We start from the raw sequence: 13,058 nt of genomic DNA, 5'->3' as shown, positions 1-13,058 counted from the left end.
CAGAGAAAGAGCGATGAAAGAGCCAGGCCTCCCCGCAGACCAACAGTTTTTCGCCGATCTGTTCAGCGGCCTGGTATTGAACCCGCAGCGTCTTGGCCGCGTGTGGTTCGCGACCCAGCCCACCACGTTTCCGTCCGGCAGTTTGTGTATTGACCTTCCGCGCCTCGATATCGTGCTGCGTGGCGAATACAGTAATCAACTGGAAAAACAGCAGCATAGTCTGCCTGAAGGCGACATGCTGTTTATCCCGGCGAAAGCGGCGAATTTGCCCGGCAGCGATAAACCCGTGATGCTACTGAGTCTGGTGTTTTCTCCGGCCTGGCTGGGGCTCTCTTTTTACGATAATCGAACGGCATCGCTGTTACGTCCGATTCGCCGTATTGAGTTACCACATCCGCAGCGCGGCGAAGGTGAGGCGATGCTCACCGCATTAACCCATTTAAGCCGCTCTCCTCAGGCGCAGGATATTATTCAGCCGCTGGTGCTTAGCCTGCTGCATCTGTGTCGTAGCGTGGTGAATACCCGCCCTGACACAGAGCGTCCGCGCGCTGAATTTCTCTATCACAGTATGTGTAACTGGGTGCAGGATAACTATGCCCAACCGCTGACCCGGGAAAGCGTAGCGCAGTTTTTTAATATCACGCCCAACCACCTGTCAAAAGTGTTTGCCCAGCACGGCACCATGGGGTTCGTCGAGTACCTGCGGTGGGTCAGAATGGCGAAGGCGCGCATCATCTTACAGAAATACCATCTGTCGATTAGCGAAGTCGCACAGCGGTGCGGGTATCAGGACAGTAATTATTTCTGCCGCCTGTTCCGGCGTCAGTTTGGCCTGACGCCGGGAGAGTACAGCGTACGTTTTCAGTCAGCACGTTAAGTGAGACAACACCAACAGGTTAGTAATATCCGTTTGCATCGTTGTAAAATAACGGCATGTAGCTCCCCCTGCAGGCTTACTCAATAAAGTGAATATGCGATGAAAAACAGACGTGCACTCTCCCTGATGTGTTTTCAGATGCTGGAATCAGGTGCGGATCGTCAGACCGTGAAAAGAGCCCTTACCTCCCGCCGTGTTAAAGCTCGCCAGGCGGTGGTTCTGCTCTGCAAGCAAGAAATGACGCTCTTAAGAGCCGGGAAACTGCCGGTGCCAAACGCGCCGCATTGATGATGTCGCTTTCCGGTCGCGTTCATCCAGCCTGCAACCAGATCGTCGCAGGCTGGAGAGCGCTCTTTCAGTGAAGCTTAAAACGTCAGTTCCGCCTCCAGCAACGCGAGAATACTGTCGGCATTTTCAGCGGCAAACAACGACTGGCGGAACGGCTTGTTCACCAGCTTACGCGCCAGCTGCGAGAAGACCTTCACGTGGTTAATGCCTTCATCAGCCCCCAGCGTCAGCATGATAACCAGTTCCACTTCGCCCATCTCTGACTGCCAGTCAACGGGATGAGCAAGCCGGGCAATACTGATACTGGAATGGCGGATCCACTGGGACTTAGTGTGCGGAATAGCCACACCAAAACCGACAGCAGTGGTGACTATCTCTTCGCGCTGCCAGATATCTTCCTCCAGTTCAAACGGATGTTCAGTTCGCCCATTAACCCCCAGATTGCCGCACAGAAACTGAATCACCTGCTCTTTGTTACTCAGAGATTCACCAACAAAGATGTTCTCCCGCGCCAGTAGCGGACGCACGTCTTTCTGCGGTGCAAACTGGTTTAGCAGATCTTCTATCTCTTGAGCGCTACGGCACTCACAGGCCCGTATGGCGAGTTCCCGGCATGCCTGGCCCTCCAGTTGACGAAGCTGACTTTTCACCGCCGGAATACGTGGACTGCTCATGCTCAGCTCGTCGAGTCCTAAGCCCAGTAGCAGCGGTAAATAGCGTCCTTCGCCCCCCAGTTCGCCGCAAATGCCCACCCATTTACCGCGTTCGTGCGCCACGCGGACAATCTGCTGCAACATTCGCAGGAACGACGGCGTAATCGGGTTGTACAACGGCGAAACGCGCGGGTTATTACGATCGACGGCGTACAGGTACTGGGTCATGTCGTTTGAACCAATACTGAAGAAATCCACCTCATCGCAGAAATGGTCGATGATGTAACACACCGACGGCACTTCAACCATAATCCCCAATGAAATTGTCGGAGCATGGCGTAAACCGTCGGCTTTCAGTGCCACCAGCGCTTTTTGCAGTTCGCTTTTTACCCACAAAATCTGGTCAAGGCTGTGCACCATTGGGATCATCAGTTGCGCATTGCCGAAGGTTGCCGCACGTAAGATGGCGCGCAGCTGCGTGCGAAACAGTCCGGCAAACTGCGGATAAATTCGCACCGCGCGGTAGCCCAGGAACGGATTCTCTTCCTGCGGAATATTGAGGTAACGGATATTTTTATCCCCCCCAATATCCATGGTGCGAAAGATTACCGGCTTGTCGCCCGCGGCCAATAAGACCTGCTGGTAGGCTTCAAACTGTTCCTGCTCGTCGGGAGCGCTGTCGCGGTCCATAAACAGCATTTCAGTACGAAACAGCCCAATCCCTTCCGCGCCATTGGCAAACGCCCCCGGCGCTTCCAGCGCGGTACCGATATTCGCTGCAACGTCAATACGCTGATTATCTTTGGTCAGCGCGGGCTGGGCGGCATCAAGCGCCTGCCGCCGCTGGCATTCATCGGCCAGCTTCTGCGCAATCGCGTAATAACCGCGAACCGCATCGTCTGGATTGATGGCCAGTACCCCACAGCGGGCATCCAGTACCGCATGCTGGCCTGCATAGCGGCTAATGGCCTCCAGCGGCAAGCCGCTAAGCACCGGAATAGCCGACGCGCGAGCAAGGATCAGGGTGTGCGATGTGCGCCCTGTTTTCTCCAGGATCATGCCTGACAGATGCTGCAAATTGAGGCTTAAAAACTGGCTGGGCGTCAAATCCTCAGCAACCAGAATCGTCGGCTTATTCAGCACCAGCGCATTGCGCGGACGTCTTTCAGGCCAGGTGATGTGCAGCAGCTGTTCGCTGATATCACGGATATCGCTAACGCGCTCGCGCAGGTAATCGCTACCGGAGGCCGACAGCTTGTCGCACACCTGCTCCATATTGGCGATAATCGCCGCCCCTAACCCCAGATGCTGCTCCAACATTAAGCGACGAATATTCCCGGCAAACTCGTCGTCCTGAATCAGAGACAGATGGGCGCTGAGGATGGTTTTACTCTCACCCTCACGCTCGCGCAGTTGCTGATTGAGCTGTTCGGCAAGCGTCGCCAGACTATGCTCCAGCCGGGTATTGTCTTCCGCACTCGGCGCAATCGCGCGATAGCTTTCCAGATTATCGCTCTGCCAAAGCGTGAGCGAACCTGCCCCCACGCCTCCTGCCAGCACGGTGCCATAAAGAAGGTCTGGGTTGAGGCGAATCAGCGAACGCGGCAACGGATGCGCCGCCAGTTCCGCCTCCGTCGGCTGAACGCTGTCGCTGTCAATAAACCGGTGCAGGATGTACTCCTCTAGCGCTCGTCGGGCCTGTTCTTCATCGCGACCGGTGATGGTTAAGCTACAACTGTCATTAAACAGCGTCCCGGTGCCAATCAGCGCCAGCGAGCTTTTCGCATCAGCCCTGGCGTTCTGGCGATGGTTAAGAAATATCACCTCACTTTGCCACTGGCTGCACTGCTCTTTCAGCTCCCACGCCGGACGCGCATGCAGGCCATTGGGTAACGGGCAAAGAAATTGAATCGTTAGCATAACAACTCCTGATTAGCGCGAAATCAGCACCTGAAATCCGTCAGATGAACCACGGTTTCGCACGTAAGATGTGAAAGAAGAGCCGACAACAACTGCTGCGTCTGGATGATGTCACGGCAGTCGGCAATCGACGCCGCGCAGTGTCCATGCCGCGTAGCTGGCCCCATGACAACCGTGGGGATCCCCGTACCGCTTACGTGCACTGCCCCGCCGTCAGTGCCGCCGTTACTGAACATGTCAATCTGCAGGGTAATGCCCGCATCGGTGGCCACGCTTTCAACCCACGCGGTCAGCTTTGGCGAGGCAATCAGCGATTTATCGCTTAACACCAGCATCGGGCCATTACCAATCTGCCGATGGTTGGCCGCACCATGATCAAAGTTTTTGGCCCAGCAGGCGGTATCCAGCACGATCGCCACATCCGGGGCGACCGCGCGTGCTGCCGTTTGTCCTCCGCGCAGTCCCACTTCTTCACTGGAACTGGCCACCAGCCAGACCTCACATGGGAGAATGGCGTTATGCCATTCGCGCAGCAGCGCCACCAGCAAATAACATCCAAGTCGATCATCAAAGGCTTTGCCCATGACTCGCTGGTGCGGCAAAACCTGAAACGTCGTGTCAAAGGTGACGCGATCGCCAGGGCGTACGCCGGCCTGAAGTACCTCGTCATAAGACCGCGCGCCAATGTCCACCTGCAGCGCACTGACGTCATTACCGCTGCGCACTCCGTCGAGCAGACCGGGAATTTTGCTCTCTTCACGGGTAGTGATCCGCACCGGCTGCAATTGCCTGGCCGCCATACGCACATTTCCCACCGGCAATACATCGATCGCTCCTTCGCTGGAAATACTGCGCACAATAAATCCCACTTCATCCATATGCGCGCAGATCATTACCTTCGGACCGGTTGATTCATTCAGACGGATCAGCACCGATCCCAGGCCGTCAAAGCGCACCTCTTTATGCAGACGATCCGCCTCTTCAAGCAGGATCTGCCGCACTTCCTGTTCTGAAGAGGCGATCGCGTCCGCCTCACTCAGCGCCTTCAGTAGCGATAAGTCCATTACGCTTCTCCCGTGTGTAACAATGTCTTCGCCATGGTGTAGAGCACCTCGCCGCCGTCTGGCGTAACCAGCACCACATCCTCAATACGCACGCCTCCCTGCCCCGGCAGATAAATACCCGGCTCAACGGTGAGCAGCATGCCAACCGCCAGAGGCGTCGCGTCGGTGGGGGAAAAACGGGGATTTTCATGCACCTCAATGCCGATAGCGTGTCCGGTATTGTGACCAAACTCATCACCATAGCCCGCCTGCGTAATGACCTGCCTGGCTGCGGCGTCAACCTCATGGCAACGCCGACCTGGTCGAATTGCTGCCACCGCCGCACGCTGCGCCGCCAGAACAATCTGATACACGGAAAACAGCGGGCTTTCTTGCGCTGGCTGGTTTGCGTCTGGGATGCGAAAGGTTCTCGTCATATCCGAACAATAGCCCTGATACTGCGCGCCAAAATCCAGCGTGATGAACTCACCCGCCTCGACACGCTTGTCGCTGGCTTTACCGTGCGGCAGCGCGCCGCGCCAGCCGCTGGCGACAATGGTGTCAAAAGAGGGTTTGTCTGCACCGAGCGTGCGCATGTACCACTCCAGTTCAGCGGCGATTTCGCGCTCACTGAGGCCGGGTTGAATAAAGCGGCGAATATGTTCAGCACTAAGGTCAGCTATCCGACAGGCTTTGCGAATGCAGGCTATCTCCTGCGCCGTTTTTACCTGCCGGAGCACATCCGGCACGGCACTCACTAGTCGCGCAAGCAGTTTGCCCGACCATCCATTCACCGTATTCCAGCTTACCTGCTCGCCTTCAAATCCCACCGTCTGCAGCTTTTCGTCAGCAATAATGTGATTCACCCGTGAATACAGCGTCTGCGCGCCATCAAGTAGATGGATCTGATAGCCCTGAGTACGCGAAGCGACATCGGTGTAGTAACGGGCGTCGACCAGGATATGCGCGCTTTGATGGCTGATAAAGACAAACCCTGAACCGCTGGAGATCCCCATATGCGGCTGTTTATTCTGCCGCGATGACAGCAGCATCGCATCGAGATGTTGCGCCGTTAGCCAGTCACGCAGCGAGGCAAGTAAGCTCATGGTCACAATCCTTTTAATCAGAGGCTTTCAATCAGCAATTTGCCTTTGCGGTACATCATGTTGCGCAGGAACACCACCATCAGCGCCGTAATCACCGCACCTAACAGGATCCCCGCCATATAGACGCCGAGGTTAGTGACCAGCGGCCATGCCCAGATAGCCGATTCAGGGAACCACTGCACCGCCCCCAGCCAGACGGCAGCCGTCGATCCGACAATAGCGCCAACCATATAGGATGGAATTGCCGTGATGGGGCTTTCCAGCGCAAACGGGATTGCCCCTTCGCTGATGCCCATAAATGCGAGGAACATTGCCGTTTTCCCTTGCGGGTAGAGCTGTGCGCTGAACAGGCGTTTGCCGGTTAAGCGCCGATCGAGAAGCGTAGCCAACCCGAGGCCAATTGGAGGAATCACGATGGCAATAGAGCGTGCGGTTACCGGCAGAACGTGATCGGTAGTAAAGCTAAAGGCGACAAATCCTGCGGCTTTATTAATCGGACCGCCGAGGTCAATCGCCGTTGCCGCAGAAATCCCCATCGCGTACATCAGCGTGCCTTTCTCTCCAGCCGCCGTCAGCAGAGAACGAATTCCGCCGTTGATCCACCCGCCAAACGGCGTTATCACGTAATACATCGCCAACATGACGAAGATCGCGGAAAGAATGGGCAGTAAAAAGGTGGTTTTGAATGCCAGCAGGAAATCAGGCAACTGGATTTTTTGGTTCATCCACTTCACCAGATACCCGGCGACAATCGAGATAATCAGCGCGCCAATAAAGGTTGACGGGACGGGAGCACTGGTTGCCCATTGCAGCGTCGCTGGGTCAAAATTCAGTATCTGTGTGGGCTGAGTGGACATCAGTCCACCAATGAACCCCGCCGGAAACGCCAGCTTACCGCCGATAGAGTTGGCGACAAACGCGGCAAACATCGGAATAGCAAAACCAAACAGCACGCCGCCAAAAGATTGCGACAGCCAGGCAAACTTCAGTAATGAGAGATTAAAACCGCTGAATTTTCCGCTGTTCAGCGCATCCATGATGCCGGTGTCAGCAGGAATATCGAGCCAGCTATAGGCGATCAGTTGCGAGAAGGCGAGAATTACCCCGCCCATAATTAACGTCGGTACCATGCGCGAAATACCCGACATCACATGCTGCGGAAGTTCGCCCCAGAAGCTATTGTGGGAGGCCGGTGGATTTTTTATTGCCGCTGCCGCACCAGATGCGCCAGGCACAACGGTTGCACTGCGTTTTTTAATGGCCATACGTAATTCCCTGTCGATGATTATTGTTGTTCAGCGGCAACCATCTCTTCGATCTCTTTGATGATGCCAGCTGCATTTTTTATCGCGTCCTGTAACGTAATTTCGTAGACGTCACGCGACTCAAAACGCTCGTTATCTTCCGGAGTAACGGCAACAGAATGGATGATCAACGTTGCCTCTGCGATATCCTGCGCCGTCAGGCGATTTTGAATTCCGTCCGCACCCTGGGTTTCAATTTTCACTTCATAACCCGCTTCAACTGCGGCTTCTTCCAGCGCCTGAGCCGCCATAAAGGTATGGGCCAGCCCCATTGGGCACGCGCAAACGGCAATCAGTTTTTTGCTCATAATCATTTCCTCGTAATAGTTAACGAGTGAAATTATGGTCCGGGGAAAGTAACGACCGTTATCAGACAAATAATGCTTTTACTGGACAAATAATCCCGCCATTCGGAAATGTGACGAAGGTCGGAAAGGCGGGCGGCAGGCATAAAAAAACCGCGTAATAAACGCGGTTTTGCGGGATATATGTAAGCCGGATAAGCGCTGTGCACCGTCCGGCATTGGTCTTACAAAATATGGCCCAGCGTCTGGCGCAGATGCGCACCGGAACCAAGCAGGCCCGGGTTATCATGCACGATCAGATATACCGGAATATCCTGTACGTAGGCTTTAAAACGCCCCTTATCTTCAAAACCACCACGGAAACCCGAAGCTTTAAAGAAGTCGAGGAAGCGCGGTACGATGCCGCCAGCGATGTACACACCGCCAAACGTGCCCAGCGTTAACGCCAGATCGCCGCCAAAACGCCCCATGATGACGCAGAACAGCGACAGCGCGCGACGACAGTCGATACAAGAATCAGCCAGCGCACGCCCGGTGATATCCTTCGGCTGCAGATTTTCCGGCAGGCGCCCGTCTGATTTGACGATGGCGCGATACAGATTAACCAGCCCCGGACCTGACAGTACGCGCTCTGCGGAAACGTGACCAATTTCCGCACGCAGGACCTCAAGGATAATCCCTTCTTCTTCGCTGTTAGGCGCAAAATCCACGTGACCGCCTTCACCGGGCAGGCTCACCCAGCGTTTATCTACATGCACCAAATGCGCCACGCCGAGTCCGGTACCTGCGCCATAGACAGCAATCGGCTTGCCTTCAACAGGTTCCGCACCGCCAAACTGGATCAAATGCTCTTTCTTCAGCATCGGGATCGCCATCGACACGGCGGTGAAATCATTGATGATTTCCAGATGGCTGAAGCCCAGATTTTTTTTCATCTCAGCAATAGAGAATGCCCAGGTATGGTTGGTCATTGCCACCCAGTCACCGGTTATCGGACAGGCAATGGCAATACAACCATCCTCGACGCTGACGCTATGCTCATCCAGGTATACGCGTACTACCGCCTCGAGGCTTGGGTAATCCAGCCCGGAATAGGTTTTTGCCTGCGAAATCTCGCCGCTGGCAATGTCGCACAGAGCAAGACGCGCGTTGGTGCCGCCAACATCACCTACTAAAGCATATTTTGTCATTCTTCCACTGCTCCGCTAAAGTCAGAATAAATCTTTGCCACACTGTAAATTCATGGGGGCATAACAACAACGCCCTGAAGGCTGATGCCCGTGGAAAATCGATCCAGATCACATAATTACTTTATCGTTTCAGCACCATTTGCAGCGATGCGGTTGCGCAGGCTGTGCAAACTATGTCTATGACTCTGTTTTAAGGAATAGAATATGCTTCATCCACGAGCCAGAACGATGCTCTTGCTATCAACTCCTGCGCTAATTATTGGTATTGCCTCCAGCCTGGTGTTGATCGTTGTGATGAAAGTGGCGTCCGTTTTACAGCAATTTTTGTGGGAACGCCTGCCCGTTAGCATCGGTATTGCCCAGGACTCTCCGCTGTGGATTATCGGCATGCTGACGCTCACGGGGATCATGGTCGGGTTAGTTATTCGCTACAGCCAGGGTCACGCAGGACCGGATCCTGCCTGTGAGCCGTTAATTGGAATGCCGGTCCCCACCTCAGCAATTCCGGGCTTGCTGGCAGCGCTCATCCTCGGCCTGGCGGGTGGCGTCAGTTTGGGTCCGGAACACCCGATCATGACCGTGAATATCGCACTGGCTGTGGCGCTCGGCAGCCGTATGTTTCCCCGCATTGCTAAGCTGGACTGGACCATCCTCGCCTCTGCCGGCACCATCGGCGCGCTATTTGGCACCCCCGTTGCCGCCGCGCTGGTCTTTTCACAAACGCTGAATAGCTCGGACAATGTTCCCTTATGGGATCGCCTGTTTGCACCGTTAATGGCCGCCGCCGCGGGCTCGCTGACCACCAGTCTGTTTTTTCACCCCCATTTTTCACTGCCTATCGCGCACTACACGCAGATGCATGTGATCGATATCCTCAGCGGTGCGGTCGTTGCCGCCATCGCCATTGCCGCCGGGATGGTGGCTGTCTGGTGTCTGCCACGTTTACACCATTTAATGCATCAATTGAAACACCCGGTCCTGATTCTTGGGGCTGGCGGCTTAATCCTCGGCATTTTAGGCGTTATCGGCGGACCGCTTACCTTGTTTAAAGGACTGGACGAAATGCAGCAAATGGCATTTAGCCAGACGCTGGGAGCATCGGATTATTTCATGCTCGCCGTGATCAAATTGGCGGCATTAGTGGTTGCAGCTGCGAGTGGTTTTCGCGGCGGGCGAATTTTCCCGGCAGTATTCGTTGGGGTCGCGCTTGGCCTGATGCTGCACGCCCACGTTGAAGCGGTGCCTGCGGCCATTACCGTCTCCTGCGCGATTCTTGGACTGGTGCTGGTCGTCACCCGTGACGCCTGGCTGAGCCTGTTTATGGCAGCAGTGGTGGTGCCAGATTCCACCCTGCTGCCGCTGCTGTGCATCGTCATGCTGCCCGCCTGGCTGCTGCTGGCGGGCAAACCGATGATGGTCGCCGAGCGCACCGATAAGTAGTTAGCCTCCGTTACGCGTTTCCAGCGCACGGGTCACCGTGCGCAATAGCTCAGGAAGATCGGCTTTCGGTAGTACCACCTCAATTAACGACAATCGTTGCGGATGGGACAAACGGGCAAGCACTTCTTCCAGTTGTACCGCCTGCTCCACACGCCAGCACTCCGCCTGACATTCACGACGAAACGCCTGCGGCACCTGCGTCCAGTTCCAGGCGGCGATATCGTTATAGCGCTGATTTGCCCCATGTATAGCCCGCTCCACGGTATAGCCGTCATTATTTAGCAGCAAAATAACGGGAGATTGCCCGTCTCTGAGCATAGAGCCCAGTTCCTGAATGGTGAGCTGCGCCGCACCATCGCCAATAATCAGGATCACCCGGCGGTCCGGGCAGGCGGTTTGCGCGCCAAATGCAGCCGGGAGCGCGTAGCCGATAGACCCCCACAGCGGCTGAACCAGCACCTCCGCTCCACCGGGTAGCGTGAGCGCAGCCGCGCCAAATGCAGCGGTCCCCTGGTCGACGAGGATAATGTCATTGGGTGCCAGATACTGCTGCACCGTATACCAGAAATTTTCCTGCGTCAGAGGTCCCTTCTCAACCTGAATACGTCTAACTGGCGGGCGTTCTGGCGGCAGTGAAAAGGACATCTCCAGACACAGCTCCCGCAAGGTGGTTACCGCCTGCTCCATCGGAACGTTAAACCAACGGTTTCCAATCCGTGAGGCATGTGGCTGCACCTCAATCGTGCGCTCCTGTGGTAACTGTTGCGTAAACCCGGCGGTCAAAGTGTCAACAAATTGTGTGCCAACACACACTATCGTGTCGGCATCTTCTATCGCCTGACGTACATAGTCGCTGCTGGCTCCAGCGCTGTAGGTGCCGACAAACGCCGGATGGCGCTCATCGAATAGCCCTTTGCCCATCAACAACGTGGCGTGGGCCATCGGCGTTTCCGCCATCCAGCGTTGCAATACCGGCTGCAGGCCAAAGCGTTGCGCGAGAACGTCTGCCAGAAGCGCTACGCGCGGGCTGTCCAGTAACCGCTCGCGGGCATGGTAGCGAAACGCTTCTGCCACGCTGCTTTCTGGCTCGCTCAGAGGAACAATCAGGATGTCATTCGGCGGCGTGGTGCGCTGTTTTGCCACATCAGCAGGTAACATCAGATAGCCCGGTCTGCGTTCGATGAGCATTGTTCGCAGCACGCGGTCAATTTCATAACAGGCGTTTTGTTCATCCAGCACTGCGCTGGCCGTCGTCACCGCCTGCTGCATACGATAAAAATGCTGAAAATCACCGTCCCCAAGGGTGTGATGCATCAACTCCCCGCGACGTTGAGCACCGCGACAGGGCGCGCCAACAATATGCAAAACAGGAACATATTCCGCATAACTTCCCGCGATACCGTTAATCGCGCTTAACTCACCCACGCCAAACGTGGTGAGCAGCGCCCCCACCCCGGATACCCGGGCATAGCCATCCGCAGCATAAGCCGCATTCAACTCGTTCGCACACCCGACCCAACGTACGCTGGGATGTTCAATCACGTGGTCAAGAAACTGCAAATTATAATCGCCAGGCACACCAAAGAGATGGCCAACACCACAGCCTGCCAGCCTGTCCAGCAGATAATCAGCAACGGAATACGGGGTTTGCATGACAGCTTTCCTTCTGACGGTAACCTCATGTTGAGTATCGAAGAACTGTGATGACTGTCCAGGAAAGTCGCTGTGAAGGGGGTGGAAAGCAAGATGTACAGTTTTCATCCCTAAATTTAATTGCAGCTGGCCTTGTGTAAACGTATACACTCAAAGTCACACCTTATCTGACAGGAGGCTATATGGCTTATCAGGCTGCTGAAAATCGTTATCAGACAATGGAGTACCGCCGCTGCGGTCAGAGCGGCCTCAAGCTCCCGATTGTATCACTGGGGTTGTGGCACAATTTTGGTGATACCACGCAGGTCGAGAACAGTCGGGCGCTGTTACAGCGTGCATTCGATCTGGGGATCACCCATTTTGATCTGGCGAATAACTATGGTCCACCGCCGGGTTCAGCGGAGCGAAATTTTGGTCGCATCCTGCAGGAAGATTTTTTACCGTGGCGAGATGAGCTGATCATCTCCACCAAAGCGGGTTACACCATGTGGGAAGGCCCTTATGGGGACTGGGGTTCACGCAAATACCTGATTGCCAGCCTCGATCAAAGCCTGAAGCGTCTGGGGCTGGAGTATGTCGATATCTTCTACCACCATCGCCCCGACCCTGAAACACCGCTCAGAGAAACCATGCGCGCACTGGATCATATCGTCCGTCATGGCAAAGCGCTGTACGTAGGCCTCTCTAACTATCCGGCTGAACTTGCCAGACAAGCGATTGAAATACTCGACGATTTAGGTACGCCATGCCTTATTCATCAGCCCAAATATTCTATGTTTGAGCGTTGGGTCGAAGAGAGCCTGCTGTCACTTTTACAGGAAAAAGGCGTCGGTAGTATCGCCTTCTCACCGCTGGCTGGCGGGCAGTTAACCGACCGCTATCTGAACGGTATTCCTGCGGATTCTCGCGCCGCAAGCACCAGCCGTTTTCTGAATCCGGACCAGATCACCCCACAAAAACTGGAAAAAGTTCGAGCACTGAACGCACTGGCAGAGCGACGGGGACAAAAGCTGTCTCAGATGGCGCTCGCGTGGGTTCTTCGGGAAGACAAAGTTACGTCTGTGCTGATTGGCGCCAGTAAACCGGCGCAAATTGAAGATGCCGTCGGCATGCTGGCAAACCGTCACTTTACGCCTGAAGAGTGCGCGGAGATTGATGCCATTCTGAGTCGGTTGAAATAAAGACACATTTATTAACAAAAAGTGCTCTCACTTGCGATTTAAGAGTTGTGGCGATGAAACGGGGCTTTACTGCCCCGTAATATTACGTTAACAGGCCG

General features: G+C 55.1%; 11 protein-coding genes. 4 read left to right on the top strand and 7 right to left on the bottom strand.

From position 1 onward, the window contains the following. Positions 1 to 13: 13 nt before the first annotated feature. Both HV229_RS07360 and HV229_RS07355 read left to right on the top strand, forming a co-directional pair. Positions 14 to 877, top strand: a complete 864-nt coding sequence (locus HV229_RS07360) for an AraC family transcriptional regulator (protein WP_049268945.1) — start codon at positions 14 to 16, stop codon at positions 875 to 877. Positions 878 to 976: 99 nt separating this feature from the next. Then, the gene (locus tag HV229_RS07355) at positions 977 to 1,165 is read left to right on the top strand and encodes a hypothetical protein (protein ID WP_032931709.1); all 189 of its coding nucleotides are present in this window, start codon (positions 977 to 979) and stop codon (positions 1,163 to 1,165) included. A 77-nt stretch (positions 1,166 to 1,242) separates the two neighbouring features. On the opposite strand, the gene ptsP is transcribed toward HV229_RS07355, so the two are convergent. The 6 genes from ptsP to glk form a co-directional block, all read right to left on the bottom strand. Continuing rightward, a complete protein-coding gene (gene ptsP / locus HV229_RS07350; protein WP_181547174.1) occupies positions 1,243 to 3,738 on the bottom strand; it encodes a phosphoenolpyruvate--protein phosphotransferase in 2,496 nt (831 codons plus the stop codon). 23 nt (positions 3,739 to 3,761) lie between these two features. After that, positions 3,762 to 4,802 carry an aminopeptidase gene (gene ypdE / locus HV229_RS07345; RefSeq protein WP_181547172.1) on the bottom strand — a complete coding sequence of 347 codons (1,041 nt, stop codon included), beginning with the start codon at positions 4,800 to 4,802 and terminating at the stop codon, positions 3,762 to 3,764. Beyond that, positions 4,802 to 5,887 (bottom strand): aminopeptidase, encoded by a 1,086-nt coding sequence (gene ypdF / locus HV229_RS07340; RefSeq protein ID WP_153647048.1) that lies wholly within the window; start codon positions 5,885 to 5,887, stop codon positions 4,802 to 4,804. The genes ypdE and ypdF overlap by 1 nt, the downstream gene beginning before the upstream one ends. A gap of 17 nt (positions 5,888 to 5,904) precedes the next feature. Further along, positions 5,905 to 7,152, bottom strand: a complete 1,248-nt coding sequence (locus HV229_RS07335; protein ID WP_047499810.1) for a PTS fructose transporter subunit IIC — start codon at positions 7,150 to 7,152, stop codon at positions 5,905 to 5,907. Between the two features lie 20 nt (positions 7,153 to 7,172). After that, positions 7,173 to 7,499 (bottom strand): fructose PTS transporter subunit IIB, encoded by a 327-nt coding sequence (locus tag HV229_RS07330; RefSeq protein WP_003028254.1) that lies wholly within the window; start codon positions 7,497 to 7,499, stop codon positions 7,173 to 7,175. A gap of 221 nt (positions 7,500 to 7,720) precedes the next feature. Next, a complete protein-coding gene (glk, locus tag HV229_RS07325) occupies positions 7,721 to 8,686 on the bottom strand; it encodes a glucokinase (RefSeq protein ID WP_016153902.1) in 966 nt (321 codons plus the stop codon). A 204-nt stretch (positions 8,687 to 8,890) separates the two neighbouring features. On the opposite strand from glk, the gene HV229_RS07320 reads away from it, so the two are divergent. Beyond that, the gene (locus HV229_RS07320) at positions 8,891 to 10,126 is read left to right on the top strand and encodes an ion channel protein (RefSeq protein ID WP_181547170.1); all 1,236 of its coding nucleotides are present in this window, start codon (positions 8,891 to 8,893) and stop codon (positions 10,124 to 10,126) included. On the opposite strand, the gene HV229_RS07315 is transcribed toward HV229_RS07320, so the two are convergent. Beyond that, on the bottom strand, positions 10,127 to 11,779 hold the full coding sequence (locus HV229_RS07315; protein ID WP_049281510.1) for a thiamine pyrophosphate-binding protein: 1,653 nt from the start codon (positions 11,777 to 11,779) through the stop codon (positions 10,127 to 10,129). A 182-nt stretch (positions 11,780 to 11,961) separates the two neighbouring features. Here HV229_RS07315 and mgrA point away from each other — a divergent pair, with 182 nt between their 5' ends. Continuing rightward, positions 11,962 to 12,960 (top strand): L-glyceraldehyde 3-phosphate reductase, encoded by a 999-nt coding sequence (gene mgrA, locus HV229_RS07310; RefSeq protein ID WP_047416354.1) that lies wholly within the window; start codon positions 11,962 to 11,964, stop codon positions 12,958 to 12,960. Positions 12,961 to 13,058 lie beyond the last annotated feature (98 nt).

Source organism: Citrobacter sp. RHBSTW-00524, assembly GCF_013747755.1.
Classification (GTDB): domain Bacteria; phylum Pseudomonadota; class Gammaproteobacteria; order Enterobacterales; family Enterobacteriaceae; genus Citrobacter; species Citrobacter braakii.
The sequence above is the reverse complement of the archived record's forward strand: the minus strand, read 5'-3'. Positions and strand labels throughout refer to the sequence as shown.

Excerpts from the sequence above, each read along its gene's own strand:
- HV229_RS07360 (WP_049268945.1), top strand. The coding sequence starts at position 14 with ATGAAAGAGCCAGGCCTCCCCGCAGACCAACAGTTTTTCGCCGATCTG.
- HV229_RS07355 (WP_032931709.1), top strand. The coding sequence starts at position 977 with ATGAAAAACAGACGTGCACTCTCCCTGATGTGTTTTCAGATGCTGGAA.
- ptsP (WP_181547174.1), bottom strand. The coding sequence starts at position 3,738 with ATGCTAACGATTCAATTTCTTTGCCCGTTACCCAATGGCCTGCATGCG.
- ypdE (WP_181547172.1), bottom strand. The coding sequence starts at position 4,802 with ATGGACTTATCGCTACTGAAGGCGCTGAGTGAGGCGGACGCGATCGCC.
- ypdF (WP_153647048.1), bottom strand. The coding sequence starts at position 5,887 with ATGAGCTTACTTGCCTCGCTGCGTGACTGGCTAACGGCGCAACATCTC.
- HV229_RS07335 (WP_047499810.1), bottom strand. The coding sequence starts at position 7,152 with ATGGCCATTAAAAAACGCAGTGCAACCGTTGTGCCTGGCGCATCTGGT.
- HV229_RS07330 (WP_003028254.1), bottom strand. The coding sequence starts at position 7,499 with ATGAGCAAAAAACTGATTGCCGTTTGCGCGTGCCCAATGGGGCTGGCC.
- glk (WP_016153902.1), bottom strand. The coding sequence starts at position 8,686 with ATGACAAAATATGCTTTAGTAGGTGATGTTGGCGGCACCAACGCGCGT.
- HV229_RS07320 (WP_181547170.1), top strand. The coding sequence starts at position 8,891 with ATGCTTCATCCACGAGCCAGAACGATGCTCTTGCTATCAACTCCTGCG.
- HV229_RS07315 (WP_049281510.1), bottom strand. The coding sequence starts at position 11,779 with ATGCAAACCCCGTATTCCGTTGCTGATTATCTGCTGGACAGGCTGGCA.
- mgrA (WP_047416354.1), top strand. The coding sequence starts at position 11,962 with ATGGCTTATCAGGCTGCTGAAAATCGTTATCAGACAATGGAGTACCGC.